Raw genomic sequence first — 16,990 nt, forward strand, 5'->3', positions numbered from 1 at the left:
GACCGGAGGGGGGACGAGCGCTGATGGGACCAGCCTACCAGGCTCTCGCCGTGCCCTCCGCGGGGCGAGTCAACGCAGGGCGGGGGTCGCGGGTGGCGGCGAGGGTCTCTCGTCACGTTCACGGTGGGGCACCATCCCGGGGGCGCTGCCGGGCGTTCAGCTGCGCCTCCACCCGGTCGATGATGTCGCGGCCGAGCTTGTGGAGCAGGGGCCTGGCCGCGGCATTGACGACCTTCTCGAGCGGGGGCGGCACGCTGTAGGCCAGCGTCAGGTGGATGCGGGTGCCTCCCTCGCTGGGCGTCAGGCGGTACTCGCCATGGTTGGGCACGCCGGACACCGAGCGCCAGGCGAATCGCTCGGGGGGCGCGAACTCGGTGATCTCCACATCGAACTCCAGCGGTATGCCGGCGATACGCACCCGCCAGCGGTAGCGACGCTCCCCCAGGCGAACTATGGTGTCAATGGCGTCGCTGTAGTCGGCAAAGGTTTCCACTCGGCCGACGAGGGCGAACACCTCCCGTGGACTGGCCGCGATCTCGGCATCGTGCTCGATGATGGGCATGGCCTTCTCCACCTCCGCCAGACAATGCGATGACACAGTAAGGTATGACAACGTTCAGGACGAACGACACGCCGGTCGATGGCCGAGCCCAGCTTCGGTCGCCGATCAAGGTGCTGGTCATCCTCGGGCATCCGCGCAGCGACAGCTTGTGCGGTGCATTGGCGGATGCCTTCTGCCAAGGGGCCCGCGTGGCGGGTACGCAGCTGCGCCGCCTGGACCTTGCGACGCTGGAATTCGACCCCCATGTGCGTACCCCGTCGCCCAACGACCAGCCCCTCGAGGACGACCTGAGCCAGGCGCGGGAATTCGTCGCCTGGGCAGATCATCTGGTGTTCGTCTATCCCACCTGGTGGGGCGGGGCGCCCGCTCTGCTCAAGGGGTTTCTCGACCGACTCATGGCCCCAGGGTTCGCGTTCCGGACCTGCGAGGGTGGCATCGGCTATCAGGGGCTGCTGACCGGTCGTTCGGCACAGCTCATCACTACCATGGACACCCCGCCGCTGATCCATCGGCTGCTTTACCGCGAGCCGGGCAGGAATGCCCTGGCGCGGGCGACCCTGGGCTTCTGCGGCATTCGCCCGGTGCGCTCGCTGGTGTTCGGCTCGGTCAAGGCTGCCTCCCCGGCACGGCGCCAGGCCTGGCTGGCTCGCGCGCACCACCAGGGCCGGCAGCTGGCGCAGGGCCGGATCACCCCCGCGGAGCGAGTGAGGCACAAGGCCGGCGCCTGGTTGCGCGGGCTGCGTCTGCAGTTCTATCCCATGACCTGGGTGGCCTATGCGGTCGGGGCGCTGGCCGCCGCACCGGCCGGGGGCGTGTTCGGCAACCCGGTGTTCTGGCTCGGCTACCTCTGCCTGTTCCTGCTGGAGGTGGCCACCGTGCTGATCAACGAGGTGGTTGACCTGGGCACCGACCGCGCCAACCGCTTCTACAGCACCTTCACGGGGGGCTCTCGCGTCCTGGTCGACGGCTCGTTGAGCCTGGGCGAGGTCAAGAGCGGGGTCCTCGTCGCGCTGCTGGGCCTGGCGGGCGGCACGGCGTGGTTGCTGGCGGTGACGCCGGCGGCTCCGGCCGCGGTGATCGTCGCGCTTGGGGTGCTGGGGCTCCTGGCCATCGGCTATACGGAGCCGCCCCTGATGCTCAGCTATCGTGGCCTGGGCGAGCTGGATGTCGCGGTCACCCACAGCATCGGGGTGATGCTCTGCGGTGTCGTGTTTCTCGGCGGGGACTGGGCCGATCCGCTGCCCTGGCTGCTCAGCCTGCCGTTGCTGCTGGGCATATTGCCCTCCATCACGCTGTCGGGCATTCCGGACCTCGAGGCCGATGCCGGTGCCGGCAAGCGCACCCTGGCGGTCCGCCTGGGACGCCGGGGCGCGCTATGGGTGGCCCTCGCCGGCACGCTGCTCGCCGCCGCCTGTGCCCTGGCCTGGCAGGCGCTGGGGCTGGCGGCGGGGGCCTTCGCCGGGATCGCCTGGGTGGTCGTTCCCCATGGCGCCTGGCTGACCTGGCGGCTGGCCCGGCACCTCCGGGACGACCGCCCGGCCGGGCGCATCGACGGCCTGATGGGGGCCTCGCTGGGCTATGTACTGTGGTTCGGGCTGTGGCCGCTGTTCCGCTTGGCATGAACGCGCCCGGCCCACCGGCCCTATCCCGGGGAGGGTGCTCGTGGCCACAGCCTCGCCGCCAGGGCTACGATGACGGCCAGCAGGGGCAGCCAGGCCCTACGGTCGCCGAGGGTGTCGAGGGTGAGCCAGCTCAGCAGGCACCAGAGCACGGGAATGAGCAGCAGCAGCCAGGCGCGGCGGGCCGGTTCGGCCGCGGCCGCCAGGCCCAGGGTCGCCATGGCGAGCGGGTCGGGCGTGAGTCCGATGACCTCGGCGCCCGACAGGCCCCGTCCTGTCGCCAGGGCGGTAAGCGGGTGCAGGGCCAGGGCATAGGCGAACAGCCCGAGGGCGAGGCCGCGCCGCACGCTCCAGTGACCCGGCAGGCGCAGCCCGCCGCCCAGGCTGCCCAGGGCCACCAGCAGCAGCGCCTGGAGGCCGAACAGCGGGATGACATAGGCGATGCCCCAGTGGATGGGGGCGTAGCGCTGCCACAGGAAGGCCCAGGCCACGAAGGCCCAGGCCACGGCCAGCAGCATGGCGACCAGGCGAGTGCCCCGCGGGCCGGGGCGCAGCAGGACGACCAGTGCCATGCCACCCAGCGCCAGGGCGAGCAACTGGGCGGGCCACAGCGCCTGGTTATGCAACTCGAACAGTCGCGCATAGACCCGTGGCGAGAACATCAGCAGGTCCTCGGGGCGATAGCTCCACCAGGCGCCGCCACCCATGCCCTACAGCCCCCGCACGTGGTCGGCCATGCGGCGGCGCATGGCGTCGTCGGGCAGTGGCTCGCGGGCGGCGGCGAGGTTCTCGCGGACATGGTCCACGCGGGTGGTGGCAGGGATGGCACAGGTGATCGCCGGGTGGGAAATGATGAACTTGAGGATGAACTGCGCCCAGGTGGTGGTGTTGATCTCGGCGGCCCAGGGCGGCAGCGGCTTGCCCGCCAGGCGCCGGATCAGGCGCTTGCGCTGGAAGGGACGGTTGGCGATCACGCCGATGCCGCGCTCCCGGGCGAGGGGCAACAGGCGACTCTCTGCCTCGCGGTCGACGATGTTGTAGGTGAGCTGGACGCAGTCCAGCGGCACGCGGCGCATGATTCTCTCGACCTCCTCATGGCGTCGTCCGTGGGAGGTGGTGATGCCCAGGTGGCGCACCTCGCCGGCCGCCTTCATCGCCTGCAGGGTCTCGAGATGGCCTTCCCAACCCAGCAGGTTGTGGACCTGCAGCAGGTCGAAGCGCGGCACGCCCCAGGCCTGGCGGGACGCCTCGATCTGCGCCGGGCCCTCGGCGGGGCTGGAGGTCCAGACCTTGTCGGCGGCATAGACGCGATCGACGGCCTCGAGGCGCTCCAGGGCATGACCGATCGTCGCTTGCGACGATCCATACATCGGCGAGGAGTCGATCAGGCGTCCGCCTGCGGCGAAGAAGGCCGCCATGACCGCGGTGCACTCCTCGCGCAGTACCGGATCATCGCCGACGTTGAAGGTGATCCAGCTGCCCAGGCCGACCCGTGGCAGCGCCTCGCCGGTGCCGGGCAGCTCGCGGGTCAGCGGCTCGGCCGCCCGCGCCAGGCCACCGGGGGAGGGCAGCGCCGTGACGGCCGCCGCGGCGAGCAGGCCGCGCAGCAGCCGGCGGCGGGAAAGGGGAGGAAGAGGCTGGGCCATGATGCGCTCCTGGTAGTGCTGAGCACAGTGTAGCTGCCGGGTGAGGAGGGCTGGCCGGGGACCTTCAGTGGCCATCGGTCTGGAAGGATCGTCCGGTCGGCCCGGAGGTGTGGTCGCTTACGCCCTTGAGCCTGGGCTTCATCTCCGCTCTTCGGCCTGCAGGGCCAGCCAGCCCTCGAGCAGGTCACGGAACTCCGCGGCGGTGGGCTCGGTCTGGCGCAGGATCTCGTCGATGCGGTTGAAGTGCAGCAGGCGCACGCCCCGGGTCTCCGGGCGCAGGTAGATGTCGGGTGGCTGGTGGTGGAGGGCCTGTCGGATGATCGCCTGCTGCATGATCTTGAAGCTGTTGAACAGCATGTCGCTCAGGCCGAGTTCCTCGCCATCCTCCAGCTGTCGGCTGCCCGAGACGTCCACCGCGATGACCAGGTCGACCTCGCCGTGGAGCAGGTCGAAGGGCAGGGGCTTGGAGATGCCGCCATCGATCAGCAGCTGCTTGCCATGGTGGATGGGCAGGAAGAGCCCCGGCACCGCCATGCTGGCCTCGATGGCCGGGAACAGCGGGCCCTCGTCGAGGGTCACGCTCTCCCCCGTCCAGTAGTCGGTGGCCACCACCTCGAGCGGGATGCGCAGCGCGTCGAAGGTACGAACCTCGGTATGGCCGGCCAGGAAGTGGAGAAAGCCGGCCGAGTCGAGCAGCCCGGCATCGTCGCTCCCGAACGGCATGAGCGCCGACAGATCCACCTCCGATTCGGCCAGGCCCGAGAGGGCATCCAGCGGCGAGCCGGCCACGTCGTCGAAGATTTCGCGGATCGCCTCGGCCGGGAGTCCGGCGGCATAGAGCCCGCCGATCACCGCGCCGATGCTGCTCCCGACGATGCGGTCGGGCACGATCTCGAGGTCGTCGAAGACCTGCAGGATGGCGATGTGCGCCAGGCCGTTGGCCCCGCCCGAGCCCAGCACCAGGCCGATGGTCGGACGGGGCGCCGGGGTGTCGGTGGGTTCCGCCGCGACCGCAGCCGCCAGCAGGGCAGGGATGAGCAGGGCCGAAGCGAGGAGGGCAGCGATGCGGATTGGCCTCATGCTCAGTCTCCGGGCCCGCACTCCATGCAGCGCTCGGTGATGGCCGGGCCCTGCTGCAGGTTGGCATTGAGGTCGCGCAGGGCGCTGCGCAGCCCCTCCTCGAGTACCGGATGGTAGAAGGGCATCTCGAGGAGGCGGCTCACGTTGGGCTTCTGCTCCAGCATCCAGGCCAGCAGGTGCGCCATGTGCTCCACCCGCGGACCGAACAGCTCGGCACCCAGGAACTGGCCCGAGCCGTGCTCGGCGTAGAGGCGCATCAGGCCGCGGTTCTGGCGTATCACCACGGCGCGCCCCTGGTCCTCGAAGGAGGCCTCGCCGGTGGCGATGCAGTCGCAGCCGCCGTATTGGGTTTCCAACTCGGCGCGGCTGGCGCCGATGGTGGCGATCTGCGGGTCGGTGAAGACCACGGCGAGGGGCACGTTGCGGATGCCGGTACGCAGTTCCGGGTAGCGCCCGGCATTGTCGCCGGCGATCCGCCCCTCGGTATTGGCCACGTGCAGCAGCGGCAACTCCTGGTTGGCATCGCCGGCGATGAAGATGTGGCTGGGGCTGTCATCGGCATTGCGGCACTGCAGGGTGAAGCGGTTGTAGTGCGGCACGCCCTTGTCGTCGACGGCCAGGCCGGCCTTCTCGAGGTCGAGCCGGTCGACGTTGGGCTGCCGGCCGGTGGCCGCGAGCAGGTAGTCGAAACGCTCGGTGAGACGCTTGCCGGTATCGCGCTCGAGGAAGGTGATCACCACGGCGTCGCCGTCGCGCTCGATGCTCTCCACCTTGGCGTCAGGGTCGACGTAGAACTCCTCGTTGAAGGTGCGGTCGGCGTAGTCCCTCACGGCCTCGTCCTGGAAGGGGCCCAGGGCGCCGCCCACGCCGAAGACCCGCAGGCGCACGCCCAGCCGGTGCAGCGCCTGGCCGAGCTCCAGGCCGATCACGCCGGGGCCGAACACGGCGACCGACTCGGGCAGGTCGTCCCACTCGAAGACAGCGTCGTTGACCACCAGCCGGTCGCCGGCCGCCTCGAAGAAGCCTGGCCAGGTGCCGCGCGAGCCGGTGGCGATGACGATGGTGCGCGCCGTCACGCGGGTATGGTCACCGACGATCAGGGTGTGCGGATCGTCGAAGCGCGCATGGCCCTCGAGGCGGTTGGCCTCGCCCATGCGCTCCACCGTCTTCATCACGCTTCCCACGAAGCGATCCCGTTCGCGCTGGACGCGTTCCATGACGGCGCGTCCATCCACCTCGACCTTGCCGACTCGCACGCCGAAGCCGCCGGCATCGCGGGCGTGGTGGGCGGAGTCGGCGGCGGCGACCAGCAGCTTCGAGGGCATGCAGCCGACCCGGGCACAGGTGGTGCCATAGGCCCCGCCCTCGATCAGCAGCACGCTGTCGCTGTGCTTGCTGGCGGCGTGCCAGGCGCTCAGGCCGGCGCTGCCGGCGCCGATGATGGCGATATCGACCTCACGTTCCTGCATCGGGCTCTCCTCTCATTGGTGGGCGCGTCGATGTGCATGGCTCCACTATGGCACAGGGTGGGGATGGGCCGCCGAGCCACAATGGTGGCGTCTTGACGCAGGACAAGGCGGTGCCCCTCAGGCGGCCAGGCGCAGGGCGAAGCCGATCATCAGCGAGCCGAAGGTCCAGCGCTGGAGGCGCGCCCTCAGGGGGCTGCCGGCGAACCAGCGCTGCAGCGAGCCCCCCAGGGTGGCGTAGCCGGCATCGAACAGCAGGCCGATGCCCACCAGCAGTCCGCCCAGCAGGGCGAACTGCAGCAGCACGGGCCCCTCGCCGGGAGACACGAACTGGGGCAGCAGCACCGAGCAGAACAGCAGCGACTTGGGGTTGAGCAGGTTGGTCAGCAGGCCACGGCGCCAGGCGCGGCGGTGACCGTCGGCGAGCATCCCCACGCTGACCGTGTCGGTGTTCGTCGTGGCGCCGGGCGAACGGAACAGCTGCAGGCCGATCCAGGCCAGGTAGGCGCCCCCCGCATAGCGCACCGCATCGAAGGTCCAGGGCGCGGTGGCGAACAGCGTGGCCAGCCCCAGGGCCGCCAGGGCCACGTGCAGGCCGCGCGCCACGGCCAGTCCCGCCGCGGTGGCCAGCGCTCGGGTGTGCCCCTGCTGGCTGCCGGTCTGCAGCACCAGGATCATGTCGGGGCCGGGCAGCAGGTAGACCGCCGCCAGGGCACCGATGAACAGCCACAGTTCCATAGGCTCGCCTCCTGCCGTCGTGAAACTTCCTGCTGGAACGCTGCCAGTCTAGCCCCGGGGGCGCCGGCAGGTCCTTGCGAAATCGGCCACGAAAATGGCTATAGTTGGCAGAAGATGCCAATGAAGAAGAGTGAGGTGAAAGTTCGTGCCAACCACTCGGCTGGATGCCATCGACCGCCGCATCCTGGCGGCGCTGCAGCGCGACGCCCGGCTGACCAACGTTCAGCTGGCCGAGGAGGTGAACCTCTCGCCCTCGCCCTGCTTGCGACGGGTGCGCCAGCTGGAGGCGGCGGGGCTGATCCGCGGCTACCACGCCGAGCTGGACCGCGGCGGGGTGGGCCTCGGCCTCACCGTCTTCGTCGGCATCAAGGTGGAGCGCCACCACGAGGCCCAGGCCAACGCCTTCCGCGAGGCGGTCGCGGCGCTGCCGGAGGTGGTCTCCGCCCATCTGGTGTCGGGGGAGTCGGACTTCCTGCTGCAGGTGGTGGTGGCGGACCTGGCGGCCTACGAGCGCTTCCTGACCGGGACCCTGCTGCGCCTGCCCGGCGTCAGTGACATCCGCAGCAACTTCGCCATCCAGACCGTCAAGGAACACGGGCCGCTGCCCCTGGCGCGGCGCGAGGACGACGCCCCTGAGGCCTCCCCTGGCCGGGGACCCTAGCGGGCATCGAGCCAGCCCAGGACCGCCGCGTGCAGTCGCCGGGCCTGCGCCTTGTCGAGCCCTGGTGCCGTCATCTCGGGGCCTGCGTCTGCCGGCATCTCGATGCCGATGATCCGGATGCCCGCCCGGAAGAGCCCCAGGGCCTCGACCAGCGCCAGGGTGCCCGCCAGGTCGAGGCCGTGGGATGACAGCCGCGCGCTGGGCGTGGGGAGCTCCGCCGGCGCAAAGACCTTGAGGGTGCCGGGCGGCCCCTGGCCCCGCATGGCGTCGACCAGCAGCAGGCGGTCGCGTGGCGTCACTGCGTGGAGGAAGAGGTCGACGGGCTGGTCGAGTCGCACGACCGTGAGGTCATCGCGCTCGCACAGCGCATCGCCCAGCCACTCGGCGGCGAGCCAGCCCAGCCGGTCCCCGCCGTGGGGCGAGCCGAGCCCGAAGAGGTAGGCATGGCCGCCGGGCCGGCCAGCGGTCCCGTCCTGCCGGGCAATGCCCGGCCCGGTCACACCCGGCTCATTCCCGCGTGGCTTATTTTCGCAAGACATTGAAGTCCAGGAAATGGGTGGCGCAGGAGATACAGGGGTCGTAGTTGCGGATGACCATCTCGCCATGCAGCCGCAGGGCGTCGTCGTCGCGCTCCAGGCCGAAGCGCGTCAGGCTCGCCGCGAGGTCCTCCTCCATCCGCGCCTGGTTCTGGCTGGTCGGGGGGACGATCCGGGCCTCGACGACCCGGGCGCTCTCGTCAAGCGCATAGCGGTGCCAGAGGATGCCGCGGGGGGCCTCGGTGCAGCCGACGCCGACCCCGGCCCGGGCGGGCGTCTCAGCATGGGGCTCGGCGGCGGGGGCGTAGTCCTCGGTGAGGCGCAGTGCCTCGCCCAGGGCGACATGCATCTCCACCGCCCGGGCGACAATGCTGTGGAACATGTTGCGGCTGGGGAATGGGATGCCGAGGTCGTCGAGCCGCTGTCGCAGCTCCTCGGGCAGCCGGTCGAGGTTGTTGTTGAGCCGGGCCAGCGGCCCGACCAGGTAGGGGTGGCCGTCGAGTTGGGCGTGCAGGGCGGTGGAGTGGGGGACCTGGAACTCGCGGAAGTGCTGCTCGAAGTCGGCCGGGGCGATGTCGAGCCCCTGGTCGGAGACGATGCGGCCGGCGGTGATGGGGTAGTCGTGGTCATGGCGCAGCGAGACCGAGACGAAGTCCTGGTCGTCCTCGGGCAGCGGCAGGCCGGCGACCCAGGCGATCAGCGCGCGGGCCTCCTCGAGGCCCTCCGCCAGGCGCTGTCGAAGGGTCTGCATGGCCGCCGTGTCGGGGGCATGGAAGAAGCCGCCCGGACAGATGCCGACCGGGTGCACCGAGCGGCCGCCGAAGGTGCGGATGATCTCGTTGCCGAGCCCCTGGAGCCGCAGGCCGCGGCGCACCTCGTCCGGGTAGTCCCGGGCCATCGCCGGGGCGCTGTCGTACCCGAGGAAGTCGGGGGCGGCCAGCAGGTGGATGTGCAGGCTGTGGCTCTGCAGCCACTCGCCGCAGTACATCACCCGGCGCATCGCCTCCACCCAGGGGCTGGGCGTGACGCCGAGGATCGACTCGATCGCCGCCACCGCACTCATCTGGTAGGCCACGGGGCAGATGCCGCAGATCCGGGCCACGCTGTCGATCACGTCCTGGGTGCTGCGCCCCTCGAGCAGCTTCTCGAACAGCCGGGGTGGCTCGAAGATCCGCAGCGTCAGCGCCTCGATCCGGCCGGCCTCGATGCGGATGTCCAGGGCGCCCTCGCCCTCGACCCTCGCCAGGATGGGCACATGGATCTCGCCGGTTCGCGTGTCGTGACTCATCCCTGCTCCTCCTCGCGGCCCTGACGCGTGATGACCCGTGCCTGCCAGTCCAGGCCCTCGCTCTGGAAGGGCTCGGCATGGCCGTTGATGAACAGCAGGCGCCGGGCAACCTCGTCCGCCGGCATGCCGGTATCGGCCAGGTGGCTGGCCAGTGCCGAGACGTTGGCCTGCACGGCGGGCCCGTAGCAGGCGTAGCAGTCGCGCTGCCAGCGGGGGCAGATCGCGCCGCAGCCGGTGCTGGTGACCGGCCCCATGCAGGGCTGGCCCTTGGCGACCATCACGCACACCGCCTGCTGGCGCTTGCACTCCATGCACACCGCACTGTGGTCGACACGGGGCAGGTGGCCGGCCAGCAGCGACTTGGTGGCGCCGAGCACCTGTTCGCCGCTGACCGGGCAGCCCCAGAGCTCCAGGTCGACCTTGACGCTCTCGGCAATCGGGGTCGAGTCGGCGAGCAGGTCGATATGCTCGGGCTGGGCATAGACCCCGGACACCCATTCGTCGGCGTCGTGGAGGTTGCGCAGCGCCTGGATGCCGCCGGCGGTGGCGCAGGCGCCGATGGTGACCAGGTAGCGACTGCGCTGGCGGATGCCGTGCAGGCGCGCGGCGTCCTGTGAGGTGGCCACGCTGCCCTCGACGAAGGCGATGTCGACCTCGGCCTCCTCGTCGACCGGCCCGGCCTCGGCGAAGTGCAGGATATCGACGGCCTCGGCCAGGGCCAGCAGGGGCTCGCCCAGGTTGAGGAAGGCCAGCTGGCAGCCGTCGCAGGAGCTGAACTTGTGCACGGCGATGCGTGGACGGCGGGTCCCGGTGGTCATGGTCAGACTCCCCTGTGCGACAGGTAGGGCGCCAGTTCCCGGCAGGTGAAGACCGGGCCGTCACGGCACACGAACTTGGGCCCCAGCTGGCAGCGGCCGCAGGAGCCGATGGCGCAGTGCATGTTGCGCTCCATGCTGAGCCAGATCCGCTCTTCCGGCACCTCGCGCTCGCGCATCGCCTTGATCACCGCCCGCATCATGCCCTCGGGGCCGCAGATGAAGACCGAGCAGCGCGCCGAGTCGAAGTCGATGCGCTCGAAGAACTGGGTCACCGGGCCGGTATGCCAGGGCCAGAAGGTATCGCCGGTGTCGGCGGTCAGGTAGACCTCGACGTCCGGGTGACGGCGCCAGGCGGCGTAGCGATCGCGCCAGATCAGGTCGTTGGAGTGCTTCACTCCCTGGATGATATGCATCCGGCCGTAGCGTCCGCGCCGGTGCAGGACGTACTCGATCAGCGAGACCGACGGGGCGCAGCCCAGGCCGCCGGTGACGATCACCAGGTCGGTACCCTCGGCCTCCTCCGTGGGCCAGCCGCGACCATAGGGGCCGCGCAGGCCGAGCCGGTCGCCGACCTCGAGCCGCCCCAGGTTGCGGGTGACCGAGCCGACCTTGCGGATGGTGTGGTCGATCATCGCCCGCTCGTCTGGGTCGGAGACGATGGAGATCGGCACCTCGCCCATGCCCGGCAGGCAGAGCATGTTGAACTGGCCCATGGTGAAGCGGTAGGCGGCCTGCACCTCGGGGTCGGTGAAGCGCAGCTGCAGGCTGAACATGTCCGGGGTCTCGTCCCTGCGGCCGACGACCTCGGCCTCGTGGGGTACCAGCGGGCTGGTCATGGCGGGTCCTCCCCGTCGGGTGCCTTGGGAGGCGCGTCCCCGGGCGCCTTGGACAGCGCGTCGTCGGGCGCCACAGCCAGCGCGGCCAGCTCCTCCGTCACGTCGATGCCCACCGGGCACCAGGCGATGCAGCGGCCGCAGCCCACGCAGCCGCTGCGGCCGTACTGTTCCACCCAGGTGCCGAACTTGTGGGTCAGCCACTGGCGATAGCGCTGGGGCCGTTCGGCCCGGATGACGGTGCCGTGGATGTAGCTGTGGTCGGGGTCGAAGCAGCTGCCCCACTGCCGGCCGTGGCTGGCCGTCTGGCCGTCCAGGGAGAGCTCGTCGACGTGGGTCTGGCAGAAGCAGGTGGGGCAGACCGCGGTGCAGTTGCCGCAGGTCAGGCAGCGGTCGTTGAGGCTCTGCCAGTGCGGATGGTCGACGGCCGCCTGCAGCATCTCCGGGAGCGAGGCGTCGGGCAGCCCGCGCTTCTGCTGGCGGGTGGCACGCTCGACCCCGGCCTCCACCTGCTCGAGCTGGTCATGGCTTGCCAGGGTCGTCTCCAGGGTGTCGAGGATGGCCTGGCCCTCCTGGGTGTGGGCCTCCACCACGAAGCCGTCGTCGAGTTCCGAGAGCGCCAGGTCGAAGCCGTGCTGTGCCCGCGGACCGTCCCCGGTGGCGGTACAGAAGCAGGTGGCCGCGGAGCGCATGCAGTTGACGGCGACCAGGAAGAGGTTCTGGCGTCGCTCGCGGTAGAGCGGGTCCGGGTGGGCGTCATGCAGGAAGTGGCGGTCATGGACCGCCAGCGCCGCGAGGTCGCAGGCCCGCACGCCGATGACCGCCGTCGGCTGGGCCTCGGGGGGCTGCTCGCGGAACACCAGGCGCCCGTCGGGCTGGCGCTCGCTTCGCCACAGGGTCTCGCGAGGGGCGAAGGTCAGCGGCTTGATCGCCTGGGGCCCCGTGGCCCAGTCGAAGACGCGTCCGGAATCGGTGCGCTCGAGCCGGTAGTGGCCGGGGGCCTGGTCGTCGATGATCCCGACAGGCAGCTGCGCCACCGTCGTGAGGGGCTCGAAGAGGATGGCATGATCGCGCACCCGGGGCCCGATGACCTCATAGCCCGCCTCCACCAGCCGGTCGAGGAGTGACTGGAGGCGCTCGCGGGCGAGAAAGTGCCGTACCTTCATGGTGGCGTGTCCCGTTCAAAGGTTCTCAGGTGGCCGGTGCCGCCGGGGCTCAGCAGATGCGCGGCAGCGGGTCGTCCTCGAGCTCCTGCAGGAGGCGCTCGCCGCCCCACTCGTTGACCAGCAGCAGCCGGTCGTGGTGCGGGTCGAGCGCGCCGACCCGCCGCGCGCCTCGTCCCTGCGGCAGCGCCTGCCAGCGGCGCAGGGCCTCGTCGGCCTCGTCCTCGGCCACGATGGCCACCACCCGCCCCTCGCAGGCCAGATAGAGGGGGTCGTAGCCCAGCATGTCGCAGACGCTGCGCACGCTGCCGCGGATCGGCAGCCGGGGCTCCTCGAGCGTCACGCCGAGCCCCGTGGCCTGGATCACCTCGTGCAGCACCGTCGCCAGGCCGCCGCGGGTCGGGTCGCGCATGAAACGCAGGCCGGGCATCGTTAGCAGCGTGCGGGTGAGGGGCAGCACGCTGGCGCTGTCGGAGGCCAGGTCGCCGCTCAGGCCGAATTCCTCGCGGGCCAGCATCACGGCAATGCCGTGGTCGCCCAGCGGCCCGCTGACCAGCACCGCATCCCCCGCACGAATGCCGCGGGTGCCGAGGGCCAGCCCGGCGGGCCGCGTGCCGATCCCGGACACGCCGAAGTAGAGCCCGCCGCAGAGCCCGCGCGGCAGTACCTTGGTGTCGCCGGCCACCACCTGGACGTCGCAGGCCCGGGCGGCCTCGGCCAGGCTGGCGACGATCCGCTCGAGTTCCTCGAGCGGCAGCCCCTCCTCCAGGAAGGCGTTGAGGCTCAGGTAGCGCGGGGTCGCCCCGCAGACGGCGAGGTCGTTGACGGTGCCGTGCACCGCCAGGCTGCCGATGTCGCCCCCGGCGAAGAACAGCGGCTGCACGGTGACTCCGTCGCTGGTGAAGACCAGCTCATGGTCGCCGTCCGGGAAGGGGGGCAGGACGGCGGCATCGGCCAGCGGTGACAGCCAGGGGTTGCCCAGCTGGCGGACGAACACCGCATCGATCAGCTGGCGCATGAGGCGCCCGCCGTTGCCGTGGGCCAGGGTGACGGTGGCCGTGTCGGGGCCGGGCTGGGTCACTCACTCCTCCTCGTGCCGTGACCGTCGGGCCAGGCACTCCATGACCTGGCCGACGCTGATGGCGGCGTCGTTGCAGGGCAGTCGCTCGTGCAGCAGCACCGTGAAGCCGTCCTCCTCCAGGGCTGCCACGGCCGCCTCGGTCAGCCGGCGGTTCTGGAACACGCCGCCGGTCAGGCCGAGGGTCTCCACCCCGCTGGTGTCCCGGGCCGCCCCGGCCTGTCGGCGCAGCACCCGGACCAGGGTGGCATGGAAGTCCGCGGCGCGCCGGGACGGGGCGAGGCGCGCGTCATGGAGGTGACGGATCAGCGGGCGCCAGTCACAGCGTAGCACCCCGGCTGGGTCGCGTCGGTGGGGGAGCTCGAGCGGTTGGCCGTCGCCCTCGGCCAGCGTCTCGAGCCACATGGCGGCCTGGGCCTCGTGGCTGACCCGGGGCATCGGGACCAGCAGGGCCGCGGCGGCATCGAAGAGCCGGCCCACGGCGGAACAGGCGGGGGCGTTGAGGCGCCGCTCCCAGGCCGCTCGCAGAAGGGCCAGCTCCTCATCGGTGCCCTCGGCGACCGGCCCCTCGAGGCCGCTCTGCCAGCCCAGGGTGGCGGCCAGGCGCCAGGGCTCCCGGATGGCCGCCTCCCCGCCGGGCAGGGCAAAGGGCGCGAACGAGGCATGGCGCCGCCAGCGCCCCGGTCGGCCGAGCAGGGCCTCGCCGCCCCACAGGGTGCCGTCCGGGCCCAGCCCGGTACCGTCCCAGGTGAACACCAGGGTCGGCTCCCGGAAGCGGCCGTGTTCCCCGCAAAGCGCGGCGGCATGGGCGTGGTGGTGGGCGACCTCCCGGCACGCCAGGCCGCTGTCGCGGGCCCAGCGGGTGCTGTGGTAGCCGCGGTGGGCATCATGCAGGACGAGCTCGGGGCGCACGCCATACAGCCTGGTCAGGGTCTCGATCTGCCGCGCGAAGGCCTGCTGGGTGCGCAGCGCCGACAGCTCGCCGATGTGCGGCGACAGCACCAGCCGCGAATCCCAGGCCAGGCAGACCGTGCTCTTCTGCTGGGCGCCCACGGCGAGCAGGGCCCGGGGCAGGCGCCAGGGCAGTTCGAGCTCGAGGGGGGTGCTGCCCCGCCCCGGGCGCAGCGGGCGCGCCCTGCCGGCGATGGGCCGGCGGACGCCGTCGTCCACGGGGTGCAGGATGGGGCGGTCATGGTGCAGGAAGGCATCGGGCACCCGGCCCAGGCGCTGCTCCGCCATGGCCCGGTCGGCGATGATCGGCTCGCCGGCGACATTGGCCGAGGTGGCGACCAGCGGGCGCGCCAGGGCCTCCAGCAGCAGGTGGTGCAGGGGCGCATAGGGCAGCAGCACGCCGACCTCGTCGAGCCCGGGGGCGAGGCCCGCCTCGAGGCCGTGGTCGGCGCGCAGCGGGAGTAGCACCACCGGCCGTTCGTCGGCAAGCAGGGCCTCGGCGGCGGCTGGCTCCAGCCGGGCATGCCGGCGCACGGCGTCCAGGCCGTCCTCGCCCTGCCACGGGAGCATCACGGCGAACGGCTTGTGCGGCCGATGCTTGCGCTCGCGCAGGGTCGCCAGGGCCGCCGGGTTGCCGGCATCGGCCATCAGGTGATAGCCACCGACCCCTTTCACGGCCACGATTCGGCCATCGGCCAGCGCCGCGATGGCGGCCGCCAGCGCCTCCTCGGGATCCGTGAGCGTCCGGTTGCCCTCCACGAACCCCTCTACAAAGGTCAGCCGCGGCCCGCACTGTGGGCAGCCGATCGACTGGGCATGGAAGCGTCGGCTGTGCGGGTCGTCGTATTCCCGCCGGCACTCGGGGCAGAGCGGAAAGGCCTTGAGGCTGGTGCGCGTCCGGTCGTAGGGCAGCCGTTCGATCACGCTGTAGCGCGGGCCGCACTGGTCGCAGTGGGTGAAGGGGTAGCCGTGGTGGCGGTCCTGCGGGTCGTGCACCTCCGCCAGGCAGGCCGGGCACACCGGGGTGTCCAATGGCAGGTGGATCGCGCCGCCCGGCTCTCCGTCGCTAGGCTGGATCACGAACGGTGGGGCCGCGTCCGGCGGGCTCAGCGTCGCCGGGATCGTCTCGCGGCGAGCGAGGCGCGGGCGCGCCAGCCGCGGCGCCTCGGCGAGCAGTGCCCGCTCGAAGGCGTCCAGGCGGTCGGCGCGTCCCTGGGCCTCGATCACCACCTTGCCGCCGCTGTTGCGCACCTGGCCCGCGAGGTCCAGCCGGCTGGCCAGCCGCTGGACGAAGGGCCGGAACCCCACGCCCTGGACCACGCCGGCCAGTACCCAGCGTCGCGCCTCCTGACCGGGGGCTTTCTCGACCGGGGCTGTCTCACCAGGGTCAGTCTCACCAGGGGCAGCGTCGACCGGGGTGGCGGCGTTCCGCCCCGCGGGCGCTTCCTGCGACGGCCGGACGCCATGGCTCCACCAGATCCGGCAGGCGCCCTCCTCGGAGACCATGCAGGGGCCCACCGGGCTCTCGGGCCGGCAGGCGCTGCCGTAGAGTCGGCACTGGGGGGGGCGGATGCGCCCCAGCACCACCTCGGCGCAGTCGCAGCCGGGCGGCATCTCGCCGCGTCGCGCGTAGGCGGCCTCGAACACCTCGGGAAAGTGTCGGCGGGCATCGCGTTCGGCCAGGGTCGCGGTGCAGCCGTAGCCGGAATCGGGCAGGGTGCCGATGCCGCGCCACTCGGCGTCGGTGACCTCGAACAGCGAGCCCATCAGCGCCTGTGCCCGGCGGTTGCCGGCGGCGGTGACGCACTGCGGGTAGGCGTTGTCGAGCCGCGGGGTGCGGTCGAGCGCCTGCTGGAGTACCGCATGCAGGCCCGCTAGGATCAGGCCGGGGGTGAAGCCGGCCACGGCGGTGGGCAGGCCGTGCGCCTCGGCCACGAAGCGCCACTGCTCGGCGCCCATGATGGTCGCCACATGCCCGGGGGCGATCAGCGCATCGAAGCCCGGCGCGCCGTCCGCGAGCAGGTGGGCGATGGCCGGCCAGGTCTGGCGGGCGCTGAGCAGCAGCAGCAGGTTGTCCGGCAGGTCCGTCCGGGAGAAGAGGGCGGCGATCGGTGCCGTGGTCGTCTCGAAGCCGGCGGCGAAGAAGACCACCCGCTTTCCGGGATGCTGGCGGGCCAGGGTCAGCACCTCGCCGGGGGAGGCGACCGGGACCACCCGGCCGCCGAGGGCGCGGGCGGCCTGCAGGGAGCGCGGCTCCCGCCGGGGGGCATTGCAGGGCACGCGCACCATGTCGCCGAAGGTGGCGACGATGACGTCGTCCGCGAGGCTCAGGGCCACCGCGGCATGGATGTCCTCCTCGGGGCAGACGCAGACGGGGCAACCGGGCCCGGGAATCAGCTCCAGGTAGTCGGGCAGCACCTTGCGCAGGCCGGCATGGGTGATGGTGCGCTCGTGGCCGCCGCAGACGTTCATGATCCGCAGGCGGCCCGATGCCGGCCGGGGCAGGGCGCGGATCCGGTCCAGCCACTCGCCGGGGGTGGGGAGCGCCATG

At 71.7% G+C, this 16,990-nt stretch carries 15 protein-coding genes; 2 read left to right on the top strand and 13 right to left on the bottom strand.

Annotated features, from left to right (window positions below):
• Nucleotides 1-118: 118 nt before the first annotated feature.
• Nucleotides 119-562, bottom strand: coding sequence for an SRPBCC family protein (locus QLQ83_RS10200; RefSeq protein WP_282735420.1), 444 nt, complete (start codon nt 560-562; stop codon nt 119-121).
• A gap of 44 nt (nt 563-606) precedes the next feature.
• On the opposite strand from QLQ83_RS10200, the gene QLQ83_RS10205 reads away from it, so the two are divergent.
• Entirely contained in the window at nt 607-2,184 is a 1,578-nt protein-coding gene (locus tag QLQ83_RS10205) for an NAD(P)H-dependent oxidoreductase (RefSeq protein WP_282735421.1), read from the top strand.
• Between the two features lie 20 nt (nt 2,185-2,204).
• Here QLQ83_RS10205 and QLQ83_RS10210 read toward each other — a convergent pair whose 3' ends face one another.
• The 5 genes from QLQ83_RS10210 to QLQ83_RS10230 all read right to left on the bottom strand — a co-directional run bounded on the left by QLQ83_RS10210 (nt 2,205) and on the right by QLQ83_RS10230 (nt 7,111).
• Complete coding sequence (locus tag QLQ83_RS10210) at nt 2,205-2,888, bottom strand: DUF6064 family protein (protein WP_282735422.1); 684 nt, start codon at nt 2,886-2,888, stop codon at nt 2,205-2,207.
• Nucleotides 2,889-2,891: 3 nt separating this feature from the next.
• Nucleotides 2,892-3,827, bottom strand: coding sequence for an aldo/keto reductase (locus QLQ83_RS10215; protein WP_282735423.1), 936 nt, complete (start codon nt 3,825-3,827; stop codon nt 2,892-2,894).
• Nucleotides 3,828-3,965: 138 nt separating this feature from the next.
• Nucleotides 3,966-4,907, bottom strand: a complete 942-nt coding sequence (locus QLQ83_RS10220; protein ID WP_282735424.1) for a patatin-like phospholipase family protein — start codon at nt 4,905-4,907, stop codon at nt 3,966-3,968.
• 2 nt (nt 4,908-4,909) lie between these two features.
• A complete protein-coding gene (locus QLQ83_RS10225) occupies nt 4,910-6,376 on the bottom strand; it encodes a dihydrolipoyl dehydrogenase (protein WP_282735425.1) in 1,467 nt (488 codons plus the stop codon).
• A gap of 117 nt (nt 6,377-6,493) precedes the next feature.
• Nucleotides 6,494-7,111, bottom strand: coding sequence for a LysE family translocator (locus QLQ83_RS10230; protein WP_282735426.1), 618 nt, complete (start codon nt 7,109-7,111; stop codon nt 6,494-6,496).
• Nucleotides 7,112-7,256: 145 nt separating this feature from the next.
• Here QLQ83_RS10230 and QLQ83_RS10235 point away from each other — a divergent pair, with 145 nt between their 5' ends.
• Entirely contained in the window at nt 7,257-7,772 is a 516-nt protein-coding gene (locus tag QLQ83_RS10235; RefSeq protein ID WP_282735427.1) for an Lrp/AsnC family transcriptional regulator, read from the top strand.
• Here QLQ83_RS10235 and QLQ83_RS10240 read toward each other — a convergent pair.
• From QLQ83_RS10240 to hypF, 7 genes are read right to left on the bottom strand one after another with little or no spacing between them, the layout of a single operon-like run.
• On the bottom strand, nt 7,769-8,272 hold the full coding sequence (locus tag QLQ83_RS10240) for a hydrogenase maturation protease (protein ID WP_282735428.1): 504 nt from the start codon (nt 8,270-8,272) through the stop codon (nt 7,769-7,771). The two genes, QLQ83_RS10235 and QLQ83_RS10240, sit on opposite strands and share 4 nt — an antisense overlap.
• Before the next feature lie 22 nt (nt 8,273-8,294).
• A complete protein-coding gene (locus QLQ83_RS10245) occupies nt 8,295-9,596 on the bottom strand; it encodes a Ni/Fe hydrogenase subunit alpha (RefSeq protein WP_282735429.1) in 1,302 nt (433 codons plus the stop codon).
• Nucleotides 9,593-10,414, bottom strand: coding sequence for an NADH-quinone oxidoreductase subunit B family protein (locus QLQ83_RS10250; RefSeq protein ID WP_282735430.1), 822 nt, complete (start codon nt 10,412-10,414; stop codon nt 9,593-9,595). Before QLQ83_RS10250 ends, QLQ83_RS10245 begins: the two co-directional genes overlap by 4 nt.
• A gap of 2 nt (nt 10,415-10,416) precedes the next feature.
• A complete protein-coding gene (locus QLQ83_RS10255) occupies nt 10,417-11,250 on the bottom strand; it encodes an FAD/NAD(P)-binding protein (protein ID WP_282735431.1) in 834 nt (277 codons plus the stop codon).
• A complete protein-coding gene (locus QLQ83_RS10260; protein ID WP_282735432.1) occupies nt 11,247-12,413 on the bottom strand; it encodes a 4Fe-4S dicluster domain-containing protein in 1,167 nt (388 codons plus the stop codon). The genes QLQ83_RS10255 and QLQ83_RS10260 overlap by 4 nt, the downstream gene beginning before the upstream one ends.
• Nucleotides 12,414-12,462: 49 nt before the next feature.
• Nucleotides 12,463-13,491, bottom strand: coding sequence for a hydrogenase expression/formation protein HypE (gene hypE, locus QLQ83_RS10265; protein WP_282735433.1), 1,029 nt, complete (start codon nt 13,489-13,491; stop codon nt 12,463-12,465).
• Nucleotides 13,492-16,989, bottom strand: a complete 3,498-nt coding sequence (hypF, locus tag QLQ83_RS10270) for a carbamoyltransferase HypF (protein ID WP_282735434.1) — start codon at nt 16,987-16,989, stop codon at nt 13,492-13,494.
• Nucleotide 16,990 lies beyond the last annotated feature (1 nt).

Origin of the sequence: Halomonas rhizosphaerae (assembly GCF_030010555.1) — a bacterium.
Lineage (GTDB): Bacteria > Pseudomonadota > Gammaproteobacteria > Pseudomonadales > Halomonadaceae > Halomonas > Halomonas rhizosphaerae.